17 protein-coding genes and 1 pseudogene are annotated in these 18,965 nt (G+C 40.4%); 17 read left to right on the top strand and 1 reads right to left on the bottom strand.

Features of this window, described 5'->3' with window-relative positions; translation table 11 throughout:
- Positions 1 to 153: 153 nt before the first annotated feature.
- From FOA33_RS06095 to FOA33_RS06035, 13 genes and pseudogenes are all read left to right on the top strand, one after another.
- Positions 154 to 663 carry a GNAT family N-acetyltransferase gene (locus FOA33_RS06095; RefSeq protein ID WP_221160992.1) on the top strand — a complete coding sequence of 170 codons (510 nt, stop codon included), beginning with the start codon at positions 154 to 156 and terminating at the stop codon, positions 661 to 663.
- A 432-nt stretch (positions 664 to 1,095) separates the two neighbouring features.
- Complete coding sequence (gene wecB, locus FOA33_RS06090) at positions 1,096 to 2,253, top strand: non-hydrolyzing UDP-N-acetylglucosamine 2-epimerase (RefSeq protein WP_221160991.1); 1,158 nt, start codon at positions 1,096 to 1,098, stop codon at positions 2,251 to 2,253.
- On the top strand, positions 2,250 to 3,029 hold the full coding sequence (locus FOA33_RS06085; RefSeq protein ID WP_221160990.1) for a hypothetical protein: 780 nt from the start codon (positions 2,250 to 2,252) through the stop codon (positions 3,027 to 3,029). Before wecB ends, FOA33_RS06085 begins: the two co-directional genes overlap by 4 nt.
- A 142-nt stretch (positions 3,030 to 3,171) precedes the next feature.
- Positions 3,172 to 4,481: pseudogene (locus FOA33_RS06080) on the top strand (glycosyltransferase family 2 protein).
- A gap of 8 nt (positions 4,482 to 4,489) precedes the next feature.
- Positions 4,490 to 5,593 carry a glycosyl hydrolase family 8 gene (locus FOA33_RS06075; protein ID WP_221160989.1) on the top strand — a complete coding sequence of 368 codons (1,104 nt, stop codon included), beginning with the start codon at positions 4,490 to 4,492 and terminating at the stop codon, positions 5,591 to 5,593.
- 121 nt (positions 5,594 to 5,714) lie between these two features.
- Positions 5,715 to 7,115, top strand: coding sequence for a bifunctional Cof-type HAD-IIB family hydrolase/peptidylprolyl isomerase (locus FOA33_RS06070; RefSeq protein WP_221160988.1), 1,401 nt, complete (start codon positions 5,715 to 5,717; stop codon positions 7,113 to 7,115).
- A gap of 1 nt (position 7,116) precedes the next feature.
- Positions 7,117 to 7,476 (top strand): S1 RNA-binding domain-containing protein, encoded by a 360-nt coding sequence (locus FOA33_RS06065; RefSeq protein WP_000689619.1) that lies wholly within the window; start codon positions 7,117 to 7,119, stop codon positions 7,474 to 7,476.
- Positions 7,477 to 7,529: 53 nt separating this feature from the next.
- Positions 7,530 to 8,279 (top strand): tRNA1(Val) (adenine(37)-N6)-methyltransferase, encoded by a 750-nt coding sequence (locus tag FOA33_RS06060; protein ID WP_221160987.1) that lies wholly within the window; start codon positions 7,530 to 7,532, stop codon positions 8,277 to 8,279.
- On the top strand, positions 8,269 to 8,553 hold the full coding sequence (locus tag FOA33_RS06055) for a GIY-YIG nuclease family protein (RefSeq protein ID WP_084874347.1): 285 nt from the start codon (positions 8,269 to 8,271) through the stop codon (positions 8,551 to 8,553). The genes FOA33_RS06060 and FOA33_RS06055 overlap by 11 nt, the downstream gene beginning before the upstream one ends.
- A gap of 85 nt (positions 8,554 to 8,638) precedes the next feature.
- The gene (locus FOA33_RS06050) at positions 8,639 to 9,574 is read left to right on the top strand and encodes a manganese-dependent inorganic pyrophosphatase (protein WP_221160986.1); all 936 of its coding nucleotides are present in this window, start codon (positions 8,639 to 8,641) and stop codon (positions 9,572 to 9,574) included.
- Positions 9,575 to 9,660: 86 nt separating this feature from the next.
- On the top strand, positions 9,661 to 10,173 hold the full coding sequence (locus FOA33_RS06045) for a YiiX/YebB-like N1pC/P60 family cysteine hydrolase (RefSeq protein ID WP_221160985.1): 513 nt from the start codon (positions 9,661 to 9,663) through the stop codon (positions 10,171 to 10,173).
- Complete coding sequence (locus FOA33_RS06040; RefSeq protein WP_221160984.1) at positions 10,157 to 10,807, top strand: DUF1803 domain-containing protein; 651 nt, start codon at positions 10,157 to 10,159, stop codon at positions 10,805 to 10,807. The genes FOA33_RS06045 and FOA33_RS06040 overlap by 17 nt, the downstream gene beginning before the upstream one ends.
- A 101-nt stretch (positions 10,808 to 10,908) precedes the next feature.
- Positions 10,909 to 11,109, top strand: a complete 201-nt coding sequence (locus FOA33_RS06035) for a CsbD family protein (RefSeq protein ID WP_000051186.1) — start codon at positions 10,909 to 10,911, stop codon at positions 11,107 to 11,109.
- Positions 11,110 to 11,140: 31 nt separating this feature from the next.
- On the opposite strand, the gene FOA33_RS06030 is transcribed toward FOA33_RS06035, so the two are convergent.
- Positions 11,141 to 12,586 (bottom strand): UDP-N-acetylmuramoyl-L-alanyl-D-glutamate--L-lysine ligase, encoded by a 1,446-nt coding sequence (locus FOA33_RS06030; protein ID WP_221160983.1) that lies wholly within the window; start codon positions 12,584 to 12,586, stop codon positions 11,141 to 11,143.
- Between the two features lie 106 nt (positions 12,587 to 12,692).
- On the opposite strand from FOA33_RS06030, the gene FOA33_RS06025 reads away from it, so the two are divergent.
- The 4 genes from FOA33_RS06025 to FOA33_RS06010 all read left to right on the top strand — a co-directional run bounded on the left by FOA33_RS06025 (position 12,693) and on the right by FOA33_RS06010 (position 18,890).
- Positions 12,693 to 14,315, top strand: coding sequence for a putative polysaccharide biosynthesis protein (locus FOA33_RS06025; protein ID WP_221160982.1), 1,623 nt, complete (start codon positions 12,693 to 12,695; stop codon positions 14,313 to 14,315).
- A gap of 202 nt (positions 14,316 to 14,517) precedes the next feature.
- Entirely contained in the window at positions 14,518 to 16,476 is a 1,959-nt protein-coding gene (locus FOA33_RS06020) for a peptide ABC transporter substrate-binding protein (protein WP_033630023.1), read from the top strand.
- Between the two features lie 145 nt (positions 16,477 to 16,621).
- A complete protein-coding gene (locus tag FOA33_RS06015) occupies positions 16,622 to 17,716 on the top strand; it encodes a cystathionine gamma-synthase (protein WP_221160981.1) in 1,095 nt (364 codons plus the stop codon).
- Positions 17,717 to 17,723: 7 nt separating this feature from the next.
- A complete protein-coding gene (locus FOA33_RS06010; RefSeq protein WP_221160980.1) occupies positions 17,724 to 18,890 on the top strand; it encodes a MalY/PatB family protein in 1,167 nt (388 codons plus the stop codon).
- Positions 18,891 to 18,965 lie beyond the last annotated feature (75 nt).

The raw sequence follows: 18,965 nt of genomic DNA, 5'->3' as shown, positions 1-18,965 counted from the left end.
AAGAAAGCGAATTAAGTCCCTTACAGTAAACAATCAAAAGTAGATATTTTGGGGCCTAGTAGGATTCTATTTTTAGTTTGCTAGATCTTTCTTTTCCTTTTTATCACTATTATCGTGCTATAATAGTGAGAGAAGGCTTTTAAGGAGTACCTTATGGAAACAACGTGTCTGATTAGAAAAATGCAAACATCTGATGTTAAAGAACTATCCCAAGGTTTTATCAATCAAGGTTGGCCAGGTAGAGAGGAGATTTTAATTCGATACTTCAAGGAGCAGGAAAGTGGAGAGAGGGAAGTGTTAATTGCTGACCTTACTAGTGCTGTAGCGGGCTACATTACTATTTTACCCGATGCGAAGCAGGGCCCCTTTGCTGGAATGGGTCCAGAACTTTCAGATTTCAATGTCTTTGAGCCCTTTCAAAATCAAGGTATTGGAAATCTCTTGATGGAAGAAGCGGAAAAACGAGTTAAGCTCATATCGGATAAGGTGACCCTTGGTGTTGGGCTCCATTCAGGGTATGGGCCTGCCCAGAGATTGTACATCAAACGAGGTTATATTCCAGATGGTTCGGGCGTTTGGTATCGAAATCACAGACCAACTATGGATGCTACTTGTGAAGATATCGGTGACCTTGTTTTATATCTGTCAAAAGATTTGATTTAAGATAGATCTTATAAGGTTTAACTTTAAAATAGCAAGAAGTCGTAAACTCCTTTTTCATTAGAGAGGGGATTTTTTTGTGTTAGAAAAAAGGGGATTCTATGGAACGATAAAATATAATTGTTTGAATTATCAAGATAAAAATAATTATTTAAAAAGTAGTAAAGTTTAGAATTTTTAAAAAATATTTCATTTCAAAAAATATTTAAGAAAACTTCAAGGTATCTAGTTTACACGTTGTAAATTATAGCGTTACAGAAATATTACAGTTTATTAAAATTAAATTAAATGCAATAATATACTTTGAAAGAGTTTGACATATAAATTGATTGACGGTAAAATAATTAAGATAATCAAATTAATTGATTTGCGCAATAATTCGATATAAAGATTAATCTGATGTGTCAAATTTTATTATAGTAGAAGGATACCATAATGAAGAAATTGAAAGTGATGGTTGTTTTTGGAACACGACCAGAAGCTATTAAAATGGCCCCTTTAGTGTTAGAATTGCAAAAACATAGTGACAGTATTGAGACGATCACAGTTGTGACAGCTCAGCACCGTCAAATGCTGGACCAAGTTCTTGAAACGTTTCGCATCGAGCCACATTATGACCTGGATATTATGGGGAAAAATCAATCCCTTTTAGATATTACTGGAAAAATTTTAGAAAAGTTTGATTCAGTTGTTAAGCAAGAACTTCCAGATATAATTCTTGTTCATGGAGATACAACAACAACTTTTGCAGCAAGTTTAGTTGCTTTCTATAATCAGGTACGTATCGGCCATGTTGAAGCTGGCCTAAGGACCTTTGATAAGTATTCTCCTTTCCCAGAAGAGATGAATCGTCAGATGACTGACTGCCTTGCGGATCTTTATTTTGCTCCAACTAGTGAGAGTAAAGAAAATCTCCTTAAGGAAAATCACCCTGAGTCTGCTATTGTCATTACGGGAAATACAGCCATTGATGCCTTGAAACTAACCGTTCAATCGGATTACTATCATGAAGTTCTAGATCAATTGGATCCAAATAAGAAACTTGTATTGGTAACCATGCACCGTCGTGAGAATCAAGGTCAACCAATGAGAAATGTCTTTACAGCTTTACGTGAGATGGTCGATTTTCATCAGGAAATTGAAGTTGTCTATCCTGTTCACCTTAGCCCTGTCGTTCAAGAAGCAGCAAAAGATATCTTAGCTGGTCACGATCGTATTCACTTGATTGAACCTCTAGATGTACTTGATTTTCATAATTTGGCTTCAAGAAGCTATTTTATCATGACCGACTCTGGCGGAGTTCAAGAAGAGGCGCCTTCTCTCGGCAAACCTGTCCTTGTCCTTCGTGACACGACGGAACGTCCAGAAGGAGTACGTGCGGGTACTTTGAAGCTAGTTGGTACGGATCCAGTAAGTGTGAAAGAAGCGATGACAGCACTCTTAACAGATGAAACTCTTTATGGACAAATGTCTCAGGCACCAAATCCTTATGGAGATGGAAATGCATCAGAAAGAATTGTACAAACTATTAAACATTATTTTGGTTTTGCTGAATCTGCATCAGAGTTTCAAGAAGGAGCTAGGACAAAATGAAAAATTGGTATAGATTTAGAAACTGGTTTCTGACTTTGCTTGGATGTGAGCTTCTTTTGTTGGTACTTTGCTTTTTCTATGCTCGAACTATTATTTTAGAGCAAATTTTGTTTTTAGCTTTGGCTTTGTTTGCAGTGTTGGTATTATCTGACCTTTTGCTTACTTGGACCCTTATCTTAGCATTTGGTTTTGGACTTATCGTTTTGGTTGCGGGTGTGGTTTATATCCCAATCATTCAACTGATCTTCTTATTAATCAGTTTTCCTCTTTTGATTGGGATTCTACTTAAGGTTCGTTATTATTTCTTCAAGGTGGCCTCAAAGGTCCAAGAACAGGAAGACGAAGCTCGAGCAGATTACCAGGCTATGGTAACTGCACAAAGTGATGTGACGGTTCAATCTCTATTGATTCATTGGGCACATGAAGATTTGTTCTTCCAGATTAAACCGAAAGAACATAACCAGATGCTCAGTCGTATTCAAGAGGTAATTGCTCAGGAATTGAGTTACAATGATAAGCTCTATTACGTTTCGGATGGTAATTTTCTCGTTCTATCGAGTAGTAGCCAACATTCTTTGAAGGAACTTTACTTTAGTGGTTTGCAGGAGAAACTGAGCAGTTTAGTTTTTCATGGAGAAGATGGCAATCAAGGAATTCAGTTCCAAACAGGGTATTTGGAGATTAACTCTGATAATAAAGATAAATACCAAGACTACGCAGATGTTGTCAGTCATCTCAAACGTCAACTAGAGACAGATGTAATTGTAGAATATTAGGAGGGAAACATGACTTTAACCGAACTATTTTTTGGTATTGCTTTGGGACTCAGTCTCACCTTTGGCATTTGTTTTATCATATTATTTATTGCATACAATATTCTTTACCATCGAGTGAACAAAAATTTTAAGGCGGTGAATCATGATTAGTCAAATGTTAATGATTTTTACCTTGCTTACAATTTGGATTTCTCTAGCATGGGGATTGGTAATTCTCTTTTCAGCTGTTCACTTTTGGTTTAAACACAGTGATTTTTGTGTAGACACTTCGCCGCTACCTTATTATCCTAAGGTTACCATTGTTGTTCCTGCTCATAATGAGGATGTGGTTATTGCCCAAACGGCAAAAGCTATCTTGGATATGAACTACCCTCACGATCGTGTGGAATTGCTTCTATTTGCGGATAACTGTTCGGATAACACCTATGCAGAATGTTTGTCTGTACAAGCCATGCCTGAATATGCAGGAAGAAATCTGACTATTATTGACCGTACTGGTACGGGAGGAAAAGCGGGCGTTTTAAACGATGCTTTGGAGATGGCAACGGGAGAATACATCTGTGTCTATGATGCGGATGCTATGCCTGAAAAAAATGCCCTTTATTTCCTTGTAAAGAAGTGATGAAGGATCCAGAACGTCATGTGGCATCTTTTGGTCGCAACAAGACTCGAAATGCCAATCAAAATTTCTTGACTCGTTGTATTAATCAGGAAATTGTTGTTACCCAACGTGTGCACCACGTTGGGATGTGGCATCTCTTTAAAATTGGGCGTATTCCAGGAACCAACTTTATCATTCAAACCGACTTTGTAAAGAGTATCGGTGGTTGGAAAAATGGTGCCTTAACCGAGGATACCGATATTTCCTTCAAAATCATGCAGAGTGGTAAATTGATTGCCCTTGCCTATAATTCAGAGGCTTTCCAACAAGAGCCTGAGACTTTAAAGAGTTACTATATGCAACGGAAACGCTGGGCTAAAGGAAACTACGAAGTTGTTCTCTCGAACTTTAAGCATTTATTTGGCAGAGCAAACTGGCGCGTTAAACTAGAAGTCTTTAACTATTCATGTGTTTTCTTTTGGTTTAACTTTGCTATTGTCCTATCGGATTTGATTTTCCTAGCGAATGTGCTAGCGATCTGCCTTAATCTTTTCTTCCCAGATGTCAGGGTTCCGTTTGCTTTTGATGCGGACAATATCTACATCGCCCAGCTCATGCTTTTTAACTGGATTCTCATGATTGGTCTCTATTTGATGCAGATTATGATTGCATTGGCAAGTCAATTTGGACAAGCGACAACTAAACAAATCTGGTTGGCCTTGGCAGCCTATTTCTCTTATGCACAGATGTTTATCGTTGTATCCATTGATTCCATTTCTTCAATCGTGCTGGATAAAGTACTCCAACGAAAAGAAACCAAGTGGGTTAAAACCAAGCGATTTGCAGGATAGGAGATTCTATGAAAACGAATAAATTAAAATATGTCTGGTTTGTGCTCATCCTTTCTATCTTTTGTTTGGCCTTGTTTTTAGCAAGAGGAAGGACTAAAATCGAGATGCGTAATCGAATTTACAGCCAATGGAGCCAACAGTTCCTTGTTACAAAAGGCGATCAGTCTTACGTTCGTACGACGAATGATTCTGAGGAAACGACGGTTCTATCAGAAGCCCAAAGTTACGGGATGCTGATAACAGTTCTAGCAGCCCAAAAAGGGCAAGCAAGTCAAGCAGATTTTGAGAGTCTTTATCGCTATTATCAAAATCATCGTATTGAGGGAACGCAGTTGATGTCTTGGAAGCAAGTGATCACAAATGGTAGCGAAACGGTTGAGAAGCAAAACGCAACCGATGGTGATCTCTATATCGCTTATTCTTTGATTGAAGCTTCCAAGCAGTGGCCAGATAAAGCGCAAGAATACCAAGCGCAAGCTAAAAAAATCTTGGATGACATTCTTCAATACAACTACAATGAAGAGACAGGTGTCCTAACAGTAGGAAACTGGGCAAACAAGGATTCCGATTATTATTACTTGATGCGGACGTCTGATACCCTACCTCGCTATTTCCAATCTTTTTATGACCTGACTGGAAACAAGCAGTGGTTAGACATTAAGGATAAGATGCTTGGGCAATTGGAGCAAATCAGTTCTCATTCGGATACGGGTCTCTTGCCAGACTTTATCTGGGCTGAGAAGTCAGGGGCACGTCTTGTTGATGCCAACACAATCGAATCTCAATACGATGGGGCGTACTCTTATAACGCTTGTCGCTTGCCTTATCACTTGTCTCAAAGTCAAGATGAAAGAAGCCAAAAACTCGTTCAAAAGATGATGGATTTCTTTATGAAAGAGCAGCGCATTTATGCTGGCTATGACTTGAACGGAACGGCCCTCAACCAATACCAGGCAGGTAGTTTCTTGGCTCCAATTACCTATGCTTCTGATAAGGGAGAAGGTTATCTGAAACTTCTTCAACAAAATAAATACATTTTCACACAAGATTTACCTATAGAGAGCTACTATGATGCAACGATGATTACCATGATTGCTCTAGAGATGTTCTAGGATGAAAAGTGAGGGCTAGTTCAACTGGCTCTCTTTTTGATAGGTTTTCATCTTTTTTCAAAAAAGGAATTTCCTAAGGTTTATGGTATAATGGAAGGAGTGATAAAAAAGAGGTAGAGAGATGGATGCAAAATTAAAATACAAGGCAAAGAAGATTAAAATCGTCTTTTTTGATATTGATGATACCTTGCGTACGTCAAAGACAGGTTTTATTCCAGCTACAATTCCCACTGTCTTTAAACAATTGCGTGAAAAAGGAATTTTAACAGGAATTGCCTCTGGTCGTGGCATTTTTGGTGTCGTTCCAGAGATTCGTAATCTCAAACCTGACTTTTTTGTAACCCTAAATGGGGCCTATATAGAAGATAAAAAAGGTCAGGTCATTTATCAACATCAGATTGACAAGTCAGATGTTGTGGAGTACATCTCTTGGACGAAGGAAGAGGGAATTGAGTATGGCTTGGTTGGTAGTCATGACGCCAAACTCTCTACTCGAACAGAACTGATCAGTGAGGCGATTGATCCGATTTATCCGAACCTGGGTGTGGATCCTGACTTTCATGAAAAAGCAGAAATATACCAGATGTGGACCTTTGAGGATAAAGGGGATGACTTGCGGTTACCAGATAGTCTCTCTGGTAAACTTCGCATGGTGCGTTGGCATGAACATTCATCTGATATCGTGCCGATTTCAGGATCCAAAGCAACTGGTGTAGCCAAGGTTGTAGAACATCTAGGCTTGAAACCAGAGAATGTTATGGTCTTTGGGGATGGGCTCAATGACTTGGAACTCTTTGATTATGCTGGAATCAGTATTGCTATGGGTGTTTCCCACGATAAGATCAAAGAAAAAGCAGATTATATTACAAAAACAGTAGAAGAAGATGGCATTTTTGATGCCTTAGAAGGATTTGGTATGGTAGAAAAAGAATTGCATTTCCCACAAGTAGAAATTGAAACAGTAGAAGGTCCGCTAGCGACCATTAAGACAAATCACGGAGACTTGCGTATCAAGCTTTTCCCTGAACATGCTCCTAAAACAGTGGCCAACTTTGTTGCTCTGTCAAAAGACGGTTACTATGATGGTGTGATTTTCCACCGTATTATCAAGGATTTTATGATCCAAGGTGGAGACCCAACTGGTACTGGTATGGGGGGAGAGTCAATCTATGGCGACTCTTTTGAAGATGAATTTTCTGAAGAACTTTATAATATCCGTGGTGCCCTTTCTATGGCCAATGCGGGTCCAAATACCAATGGTAGCCAGTTCTTTATCGTGCAAAACCAACATTTGCCGTACTCTAAGAAAGAGATTGCGCGTGGTGGCTGGCCTGAACCAATCGCTGAGATCTATGCAGAACAAGGTGGAACTCCTCACCTTGACCGCCGCCATACTGTTTTCGGGCAGTTGGTAGATGCTGAATCATTTGCGGTCTTGGATGCCATTGCAGCTGTTGAGACTGGTGCAATGGACAAACCAGTTGAAGATGTAGTAATTGAAACGATTGAAATTGAGGACTAGAATGAAAATTGGTGATAAGCTAACTGGGCGTATTACAGGAATTCAGCCCTATGGTGCCTTTGTTGAGTTAGAGACAGGGGTGACAGGGCTGATTCACATCTCGGAGATTCGGACGGGATTTATTGAAAATATCTATGATATTTTAAAAATTGGTGATGAAGTTCAAGTACAGGTGGTGGATTTTGACGAATACACTGGAAAAGCTAGTCTTTCTATCCGTACTTTGGAGGAAGAAAAACATCAATTGCCAAGACGGAGACGTTTTTCAAATGATCGTATCAAGCACGGTTTTGCACCACTTGGACGAATGATGCCTGTTTGGACGCGCGAGGCACTAGAGCATTTAAAGAAGAAACCATAAATACAATTATCTAAATCATTTGTAATATTAACATAATTTATTGTAATGAAAGTATGAAAGAAAAACAATTATTAAAACCAGGAGAGCGCATCAACCAGCTCTTTTCGACAGATATTAAGATCATTCAAAATAGAGAGGTGTTTAGCTATTCAGTGGATAGTGTTCTCTTATCACGCTTTCCTCGCTTCCCTAAACGGGGTTTAATTGTGGACTTTTGTGCTGGCAATGGTGCAGTGGGACTTTTTGCTAGTTCACGTACTCAGGCGCAGATAATATCTGTAGAGATTCAGGAGCGCTTGGCGGATATGGCAGAGCGTTCGGTTCAGTTGAATGGTTTGGAAGAGCAGATGCGGGTCATCTGCGATGATTTGAAAAATATGCCTGCCCACATTCAGGGAAGTAAGGTGGATATGATTTTGTGTAATCCGCCTTATTTTAAGGTGGATCCGCATTCCAATTTGAATGAGAGTGAACACTACCTTTTAGCTAGACATGAAATTACAACTAATCTAGAAGAAATCTGTCGGAGCGCCCAGAGTATTCTCAAGTCTAATGGCCGTTTGGCTATGGTTCATCGTCCAGATCGGCTTTTGGATATCTTAGATATGCTTCAGCGCCATAATTTGGCTCCGAAGCGCCTGCAATTTGTCTATCCTAAACGAGAAAAGGAAGCCAATATGCTTTTAATCGAAGCTATTAAGGATGGATCAACGAGCGGCTTCAAGGTCTTGCCACCACTCATTGTTCACAATGATGATGGTTCCTACACGCCAGAAATTCAAGAGATTTACTATGGATCATAAGGCCTATATGTATGTGGTGGAGTGCCGTGATGGTTCTTACTATACTGGTTACACGACAGATGTGAAGAAACGCCTTGCCGTTCATAATAGTGGTAAGGGTGCCAAGTATACCCGAGCTCGCTTGCCAGTTAAACTCATCTATGTAGAGGGCTTTGCTAGCAAGGAAGAAGCCATGTCAGCAGAGGCTCTTCTCAAACGAAAGAAACGTCCACAGAAAGAACGATTTCTATCCGAAAATCAAGAAAAAAATCTAGTTAACGATATTGATGTCTAATGAGGAGTCCTTTGACTCCTCTTACTTTTGTCAAAAGAGGAAAAAAGTGCTAAAATAAGATGAATAAATTTAAAGAGGTATTATCATGTCTAAGATTCTAGTATTTGGTCACCAAAATCCAGACTCAGATGCCATCGGGTCATCTGTAGCCTTTGCTTATCTTGCAAAAGAGGCGTATGGATTGGACACAGAAGCAGTAGCACTTGGAACTCCTAATGAAGAAACAGCCTTCGTTTTGAACTATTTTGGTGTAGAAGCACCACGCGTCATCACATCTGCTAAAGCAGAAGGTGCAGAGCAAGTTATCTTGACAGACCACAATGAATTTCAACAGTCTGTATCAGATATCGCTGAAGTAGAAGTTTATGGTGTTGTGGACCACCACCGTGTGGCTAACTTTGAAACTGCAAGCCCACTCTACATGCGTTTGGAACCAGTTGGATCTGCGTCTTCAATCGTTTACCGCATGTTCAAAGAACACGGTGTAGCAGTTCCCAAAGAACTTGCTGGTTTGATGCTTTCAGGTTTGATTTCAGATACTCTTCTTTTGAAATCACCAACAACTCATCCATCTGATAAAGTCATTGCTCCTGAATTGGCTGAATTGGCTGGTGTCAACTTGGAAGAGTACGGCCTTGCTATGCTGAAAGCTGGTACAAACTTGGCTAGCAAATCTGCTGAAGAATTGATTGATATCGATGCTAAGACTTTTGAACTCAACGGAAATAAGGTTCGTGTTGCTCAAGTCAATACTGTTGATATTGCTGAAGTCTTGGAACGCCAAGTAGAAATCGAAGCAGCAATGCAAGCGGCTAATACAGCAAACGGCTACTCTGACTTTGTCTTGATGATTACAGACATCGTCAATTCAAACTCAGAAATCCTTGCTCTTGGATCAAACATGGACAAGGTGGAAGCAGCATTTAACTTCAAACTTGAAAACAACCACGCTTTCCTTCCAGGTGCTGTTTCACGTAAGAAACAAGTGGTGCCTCAGTTGACTGAAAGCTTTAATGGCTAATAACCTGAGTGATAATCGAAACGTGGAAACACTTGTTTTCCATATAGCTAAAGGGGTTTCGGCTCCTTTTTTTCTAGGAGAGAAAGATGTTAGAAAATGGCGATTTGATTTTTGTGAAGGATTTTTCAGATATGGGGCAGGCCATCCAGGCTTCTACTGGGAACTATAGTCATGTAGCCATCTTTTTGGACGGTTTTGTTTATCATGCAACTGGTGAAGTTGGTGTTATCTGTCAAGAACCAGCTGATTTTTTTGAACTGACTCATCTTTACGACCTTTATGTCTATCCAGAGCTGGAAGCTGACTTGGTAAAGGAGAGAGCTAGCAAACATTTAGGTGCACCCTATAATGCCTCTTTTTATCCGGATGGGAATGGCTTTTATTGCTCCCAGTATATCGCAAAAATCCTGCCTATTTTTGAGACTATTCCAATGCAATTTGGGGACGGGGAGCAGGAGATTAGTGATTTCTGGAATGAATACTATAGAGAACTAGGAATAGCTGTGCCTCTGAACCAGCCGGGGACCAATCCTAGTCAGTTAGCAGCATCCCCTCTTTTAAAATGTAAAGAAAGGAATCTTCATGATTCAGATTTTTAATCCTTCTCGTTTGACTCGACAACTATTTTTTATAGATTTGGTTGACTATCTGGACCAGCATGACGATGTGATTCTACGAGAAATCAAGGCCCAGTTTCCAGATGTATCAGTTGATAAGCTTATGGAAGAGTATATAAAGGCAGGCTTGATTCTAAGGGAAAATAAACACTATTCACTCAATTTCCCTTTTTTAGAATCTACGGATGATTTAGCCCTTGATCAAGAGATTTTTATCAGAGAGGACAGTCCAGTCTATCAAGGCTTGCTGGAGAAGACTTTTGAGACGGAATTGCGCAATCAAACCAATGCAGCCATTTTAATCGAACATACGGACTTTGCAAGGCAAAAAATGACCTTGTCTAATTATTTTTATAAAGTTAAGAACCAGTATCCACTGACAGAAGATCAGCAGAAACTCTATGCCATTTTAGGAGATGTCAATCCTGAGTATGCTCTCAAGTATATGACGACGTTTTTACTCAAGTTCCTCAAAAAGGATCAGCTCATGCAGAAACGCCGTGATATCTTTGTGGATAGTTTGGTCGTCCTAGGCTATGTTGTGCAAAACGAAGAAGGAAAGTATGAGTTGGCTGTTGATTTCGACAAGGAGCGGTTGACTTTCTATTTACCTTAATTGCTTCATTTTGAGCAGATTGCTTGACTTTGCTAAAGAATAAGCATAAACTGAATGTAAGCGATAACCATTGTCGTATTAGAACAAAAGGAGACAGAGCTATGTCACTTGAAAATAAATTGGAACAAGCAACTGGTGCTATCAAAGAAGGATTTGGTAAAGTTACTGGTGATAGCAAAACGGAAGCAGAAGGTACTGTAGAAAAAACAGTTGCGAAAGCAAAAGAAGTTGTTGAAGATGCTAAAGGTGCTGTAGAAGGTGCCGTTGAAGGTCTTAAAAATTCATTTAAGAAAGAAGACTAAAAAAATCAAGGGAATGTTTCCCTTGATTTTTTTATAGATAACGTTCTGCGATAGCTGCGTCTCCAGGATAGTCTTCTTTCTTTCCTTGGACGATTTGGTAGCAATCGGCTCCCTTACCTGCAATAATCACAGCATCAAGTTCTTGATTTGTGATGGCCATAGCTGCCTTGATGGCTTCTTCACGATCGGTAATCTTTTCAACAGGATGACTGATATAGCTACTAATTTCATCCGCAATGGCCATTGGATCTTCATAGTTGGGGTCATCAGCGGTGAGAAAGACTTGAATCTCAGGATGTTGATTAAGGAGGAGGCCAAAGTCCTTGCGTCGACTTTCTCCTTTATTGCCTGTCGAACCGAGAACAAGAGCAATTTTTCCAGTTTGATGGGTTTCAACCACATTGATGAGTTTTTTCAGACTGTCACCATTATGGGCATAGTCAATGAAAACCTTAGCTCCATTTTTCTGAGTCAAGACTTCCATACGTCCAGGAACGCGGGTTGCAGCGATCCCTTTTTTGATGTCCTCCAGACTGGCACCTAGACGAAGACAGGCAAGTCCTGCAGCAACTGCATTTTCTTGGTTAAAGTGACCGATGAGTTGGATATCATAATCACCAGCGAGTTTACCTGTAGCGGAAAAGCTAAAGGCTTTGGAGTTCTCGATTTGGTTACTTGACTGGCTACCATAGAAGTCATGTTCTTGATCTTCTACTTGTTCTTTCAATACAGAAAAGTGGTCCATGTCGCTATTAATGACAACTGCTCGACTATTTTTCATCAAGAGACGTTTGTGGTAGAAGTAATCTTCAAAGCTAGGATGCTCAATCGGACCGATATGGTCAGGAGTGATGTTAAGAAAGACACCTACATCAAAGGTCAGACCATAGACTCGATGAACAAGATAGGCTTGGCTAGAGACTTCCATTACAAGATGGGTTCTTCCATTCTTAACAGCCTGAGCCATCATGTCGAAAAGATCGATATTTTCTGGTGTTGAGAAGGAAGATTTAAAGAAGGTCTCGCCATCTAGAGTTGTGTTCATAGTTGACAAGAGAGCTGTTGGGTAGCGTTGAGATAGGATGTGGTAAGCAAAGTACGCTGCTGTTGTCTTTCCTTTTGTCCCTGTGAAAGCGAGAATTTTGAGTTTTTCTTGTGGATTTCCATAAAATTCCATAGCAATCAAACTCATGGCTTTTTTGATATCGTTCACAATGATGACGGGGATACCGACTTCGTAGTCCTTTTCTGCGACATACCAAGTTAAGCCTTGACTTATAGCAGAAAGGAGATATTCTTTTTTAAAGGCAGCACCTTTTGCAAAAAAAAGAGTCCCTTCTTTTACTTTTCGGCTGTCGTAACTGATGCTGTCAAAAACAACTTCACTGTAGTTGTAGTGGTAATGACCTTGGTCAACAATCTCACGAAAAAGGCCATCTTTCTTTAAAATATCTAATACGGTTTCAATCTTAATCATACTTTCTATTATAAACTTCACGCCCGAATTTTACAAGTAACAAGGAAAAGTTTATAATGGAAGATAAGGAACTTTTTCCTAGTTATCAAAATTGAATGAGGAAGCTATGTCTAACGAAAACAATCACCAGCAAGCCCAGATGTTGCGAGGGACTGCTTGGCTAACAGCTAGTAACTTTATTAGTCGCCTCCTTGGTGCTATCTACATTATTCCCTGGTATATCTGGATGGGGACCTATGCTGCCAAGGCCAATGGTCTCTTTACCATGGGCTACAATATTTACGCCTGGTTCTTGCTGATTTCGACAGCGGGTATCCCAGTTGCGGTCGCCAAACAAGTGGCTAAGTACAATACCATGCGAGAAGAAGAGCATAGCTTTGCCTTGATTCGGAGTTTCCTAAGCTTTATGACGGGCTTGGGATTAGTCTTTGCCTTGGTCTTGTATCTCTTTTCTCCCTGGTTAGCAGATTTGTCAGGTGTGGGGAAAGAACTGATTCCCATCATGCAGAGCTTGGCTTGGGCGGTCTTGATTTTCCCATCTATGAGTGTCATCCGAGGCTTCTTCCAAGGGATGAATAACCTGAAACCCTATGCTATGAGTCAAATCGCCGAGCAGGTGATTCGTGCCATCTGGATGTTGATGGCAACCTTCTTCATTATGAAGATGGGTTCTGGTGACTACTTATCAGCCGTTACCCAATCGACCTTTGCAGCCTTTGTGGGGATGGTGGCAAGTTTTGCAGTTTTGATCTACTTTCTTGCCCAAGAAGGTTTGCTCAAAAGAGTTTTTGAAACACGGGATAAAATCAATAGTAAGCGACTCTTAGTCGATACCATCAAGGAAGCCATTCCCTTTATCCTGACAGGATCAGCCATTCAACTCTTCCAAATCTTAGACCAGATGACCTTTATCAATAGTATGAAGTGGTTTACTAACTACAGCAATGAAGACTTGGTTGTCATGTTTTCTTATTTCTCAGCCAATCCTAATAAAATTACTATGATTTTAATCTCTGTGGGAGTTTCAATCGGGAGTGTCGGCTTGCCGCTTTTGACGGAAAACTATGTAAAAGGTGACTTGCAGGCGGCGGCTCGCCTAGTCCAAGATAGCCTTACCATGCTCTTCTTATTTTTACTGCCGGCAACGGTTGGAGTGGTCATGGTAGGGGAGCCTCTTTATACAGTCTTTTACGGTAAGCCAGATAGTCTGGCCATGGGCTTATTTGTCTTTGCAGTTTTGCAGTCTACTATCCTAGGCTTGTATATGGTCTTGTCTCCCATGCTTCAGGCCATGTTCCGAAACCGCAAGGCAGTGCTTTACTTTGTCTATGGTTCTATTGCTAAGATCGTCTTGCAATTGCCAACCATTGCTATTTTCCACAGCTACGGTCCTTTGATTTCAACGACTATCGGCTTGATTATTCCGAATGTCTTGATGTACCGAGACATCTGCCAAGTAACGGGTGCTCGTCGAAAGATTATCTTGAAGCGAACCATTTTGATTACCATCTTAACTCTGGTTATGTTTATCTTAGTTGGCTTCTTACAATGGCTGCTCGGTTTTGTCTTCCAACCAAGTGGACGTTTCTGGAGTTTCCTTTACGTAGCTCTCATCGGGGGGCTTGGAGGAGGCCTTTATGGTTTGATGAGCCTACGGACAAGACTCTTAGACAAGATAATCGGCAAAGCTCAAGCAGACCGACTACGTACACGATTGAAAATATCGTAAAAAGATTTATAAATAAAAGTAATGAATTTAACCTTTCTTTAACAGAAAGGTTTTTATACTACATTTTTCTTAAAAAAAGAGAACTTTTTCTAAAATCAAGAGCAAAAAATATGCTTTTTTAAGTTTTTCTTTAGAAATTACTTGACTAAATAAAACCAAAGCTGTATAATAAGACAAAACTTTTAAATAGGAGGTTCTGGAAATGAAAAAGTCTAAGGCCAAGTATCTGACACTTGCAAGTGTCGTGTTAAGCGCAGGTATCTTACTGAGCGCATGTGGAAATTCAAGTAGCGCTACTAAAACATATAACTATGTTTATTCGAGCGATCCATCTAGTTTGAACTATCTTGCAGAAAACCGTGCAACAACCAATGACATCGTGACCAATTTGGTGGATGGGTTGATGGAAAATGACCAATACGGTAACTATGTTCCATCATTGGCAGAGGATTGGACTGTTTCTCAGGACGGTTTGACCTATACTTACAAATTGCGTAAGGATGCAAAATGGTATACTTATGAGGGTGAAGAATACGCCCCTGTAACGGCCCAAGACTTTGTGACAGGTTTGAAATATGCTGCTGATAAAAAATCCGAAGCCTTGTACCTTGTTCAAGACTCTGTAGCAGGTTTGGATGACTATATCAACGGGAAAACAACTGACTTTTCAACTGTCGGTGTTAAGGCGATTGACGACCAAACAGTTCAGTACACTTTGACACGTCCAGAATCTTATTGGAATTCTAAAACAACTTCAACCATTCTCTTCCCTGTCAATGCAGATTTCTTAAAATCAAAAGGGGATGACTTTGGTAAGGTAGACCCTTCTAGTATTTTGTACAATGGACCTTTCTTGATGAAATCGTTTGTTTCAAAATCTGTTATCGAATTCAAGAAAAATCCCAACTATTGGGATGAAAAAAATGTCTTTGTGGATGATGTGAAATTGGCCTATTATGATGGTAGTGACCAAGATGCACTAGCACGTAACTTTGTAGAAGGAGTCTATAGCTACGCGCGTCTCTATCCAAATAGCTCAAGCTTTGAAGGAATTAAAGAGAAGAACAAGGATAACATCATCTATAGTATGCAAAATGCAACTTCTTATTACTTGAACTTCAACTTGGACAGAAAATCTTATAACTTCACGTCTAAGTCCTCTGATATCGAAAAGAAATCAACCCAAGAAGCAGTTCTGAATAAAAACTTCCGTCAAGCCTTCAACTATGCTTATAACCGTACAGCCTATGGAGCACAATCTCAAGGGGAGGACGGAGCAACGAAGATTATTCGTAACTTGGTTGTACCTCCTACATTTGTAAGCATCAACGGAAAAGACTTTGGCGATGTTGTTTCAGAAAAGATGGTCAACTATGGCCAAGAATGGCAAGGAATCAACTTTGCAGATGCGCAAGATCCATACTACAATCCTGACAAGGCTAAAGCTAAATTTGCAGAAGCTAAGAAAGAATTGGAAGCTAAGGGTGTGCAATTCCCAATCCACTTGGACGTATCAGTCGACCAATCAGCTAAAAAAGGTGTACTTGAAGCAAGTTCTTTGAAACAATCCATCGAATCTGTTCTAGGAGCTGAGAATGTGGTTATCGATATCCAACAGCTATCAACAGATGACTTTGACAACTCTAGCTACCTAGCTCAAACTGCAGCTCAAAAAGACTTTGATATCTATAATGGCGGTTGGAGTGCGGACTACTTGGATCCATCAAGTTATCTTGATATCTTAAATGTCAATAACGGTGGTATGTTGCAAAACATTGGTCTAGAACCAGGTGAGGTCAATGACAAGGCTAAGGCAGTTGGTCTGGATACTTACACTCAAATGTTAGAAGAAGCGAACAAGGAGCAAGATCCAGCAAAACGTTATGAAAAATATGCTGAAATTCAAGCTTGGCTCGTTGATAGCGCCCTTGCAATTCCAAACGTTTCTCAGGGTGGAACACCGACCTTGAGAAAGACAGTTCCATTCTCATCACCATTCTCACAAGCTGGAAATAAGGGTGTCGAATCATACAAGTATCTCAAGTTACAAGATAAGACTGTAACGGCTGATGAGTATGAAAAAGCTAAAGAAAAATGGCTAAAAGAAAAAGAAGAATCAAATAAAAAAGCCCAAGAAGAACTGGCAAAACACGTTAAATAACCAGTCTATTCAACAGGAAAAACGATAGTTTCTCAAGGAACTATCGTTTTTATATAGTTTGAAACTATAGCTAGCTCTTGAAAACAAGAAAATGAGTTAGTAAAAATAAGTGGTACAATAGTTACTATAGATTTGGAGGTATTGTATGAGCAAAGAACTACACATCAACACAATTTTGGCCCAGGCTGGGATCAAGTCAGATGAGGCTACAGGTGCCTTGGTAACGCCGCTTCATTTTTCAACAACTTATCAGCATCCGGAGTTCGGTCAGTCTACGGGATTTGACTATACTCGGACTAAAAACCCAACTCGCAGTAAGGCGGAGGAGGTCTTGGCGGCTATTGAGTCAGCAGACTATGCCCTAGCAACGAGCTCAGGTATGGCTGCGATTGTACTGGCCTTTAGTGTCTTTCCAGTAGGAAGTAAAGTCTTGGCTGTACGCGATCTGTATGGGGGTTCTTTCCGTTGGTTCAATCAAGTCGAGCAAGAAGACCGTTTCCATTTTACCTATGCCAATACAGAAGAAGAGCTGATCGCAGAGTTAGAGAAAGATGTGGATGTTCTCTATATTGAAACACCAACCAATCCCTTGATGTTGGAATTTGATATTGCCAAACTAGCCAAACTAGCTCATGCCAAGGGTGCCAAGGTAGTGGTGGACAATACCTTCTACAGTCCGATTTATCAACGTCCGATTGAAGATGGTGCGGATATCGTTCTTCATTCAGCCACCAAGTATCTAGCAGGGCACAATGATGTCTTGGCTGGGGTAGTTGTGACTAATAGTTTAGAACTATATGAGCAACTTTTCTACAATTTGAATACGACTGGTGCGGTCTTGTCACCATTTGATAGTTATCAGTTGATTCGTGGTCTTAAAACTCTACCTCTTCGTATGGAACGTTCTACAGCCAATGCCCAAGAAGTGGTTGCTTTTTTGAAGGATTCACCTGCTGTCAAGGAAGTGCTCTATACTGGACGTGGGGGTATGATTTCCTTTAAAGTAGTGGATGAAAAACGTATTCCTCATATTTTAAATAGCTTAAGGATCTTCTCATTTGCAGAAAGTTTGGGTGGGGTGGAGAGTCTGATTACCTATCCGACGACTCAAACCCATGCGGATATTCCAGCAGAAGTGCGCCATTCCTATGGCTTAACAGATGACCTCTTGCGCTTGTCAATTGGGATTGAAGATGCTAGAGATTTGATTGCGGACTTGCGCCAAGCTTTGGAAGGATAAGATAGATATGGGAAAATATGATTTTACAAGCCTGCCCAATCGTTTTGGGCACCATACCTATAAATGGAAAGAAGCAGAAGCTGACCGAAAAGTTCTACCAGCCTGGATAGCAGATATGGACTTTGTGGTTTTGCCTGAGGTTCGACAAGCTGTACAAGCCTACGCAGATCAGTTGGTCTATGGCTATACTTATGCTAGTGATGATTTGATTGAATCGGTTCAGGACTGGGAAGCCAATCAACACGGGTATCACTTTGACAAGGATGCCCTCGTCTTTATCGAGGGAGTGGTACCAGCTATTTCAACAGCTATTCAAGCCTTTACAAAAGAAGGAGAGGCTGTTCTGATTAATACACCAGTCTATCCACCGTTTGCACGCAGTGTCAAACTGAACAATCGCAGATTGATTACCAATTCTTTGGTGGAAAAGGACGGGCTGTTTGAGATTGACTTTGACCAGCTGGAGAAGGAATTGGTGGGAGAGGATGTCAAACTCTATATCCTTTGCAATCCTCACAATCCTGGTGGACGTGTTTGGGAAAAGGAAGTGTTAGAAAAGATTGGTCATCTCTGCCAAAAACACGGTGTTTTGCTTGTTTCAGATGAGATTCACCAAGATTTGGCCCTCTTTGGTCACAAACACCAGTCATTCAACACCATTGATCCCGCCTTTAAAGACTTTGCCCTTATCCTGAGCAGTGCCACTAAGACCTTTAATATTGCTGGGACCAAGAATTCCTATGCAGTTATTGAAAATCCAAAGCTTCGTGTGGCTTTCCAAAAACGCCAGTTGGCCAATAACCAACATGAAATCTCAGGCTTGGGGTATTTGGCGACAGAAGCTGCCTACCGTTATGGTAAGGACTGGTTAGGAGAGTTAAAAGAAGTCATCGAGGACCACATTAACTATGTAGTGGATGTTTTGGGCAACGAAACCAAGATTAAGGTCATGAAATCGCAAGGTACCTACTTGATCTGGCTTGATTTTTCAGCCTATGACCTAACGGATGACAGCTTGCAAGAGCTTTTGAAGAATGAAGCCAAGGTTATCTTGAATCGTGGTTTGGACTTTGGAGAGGAGGGAACTCTTCATGCCCGCCTCAATGTGGCTATGCCGAAGTCAGTACTGGAAGAGGTTTGCCAACGCATCGTGACCACTTTTGCTACACTTTAAAAATCCAGCCTTCTAGGAGAAAAGTCTTCCTAGAAGGCTATTTTCATAGGGGAAAATGTGGTATAATGAAAAGAT

Origin of the sequence: Streptococcus cristatus (assembly GCF_019685515.1) — a bacterium.
In the GTDB taxonomy this organism is placed as follows: Bacteria; Bacillota; Bacilli; order Lactobacillales; family Streptococcaceae; genus Streptococcus.
This window is presented reverse-complemented; position numbering and strand designations above follow the sequence as displayed.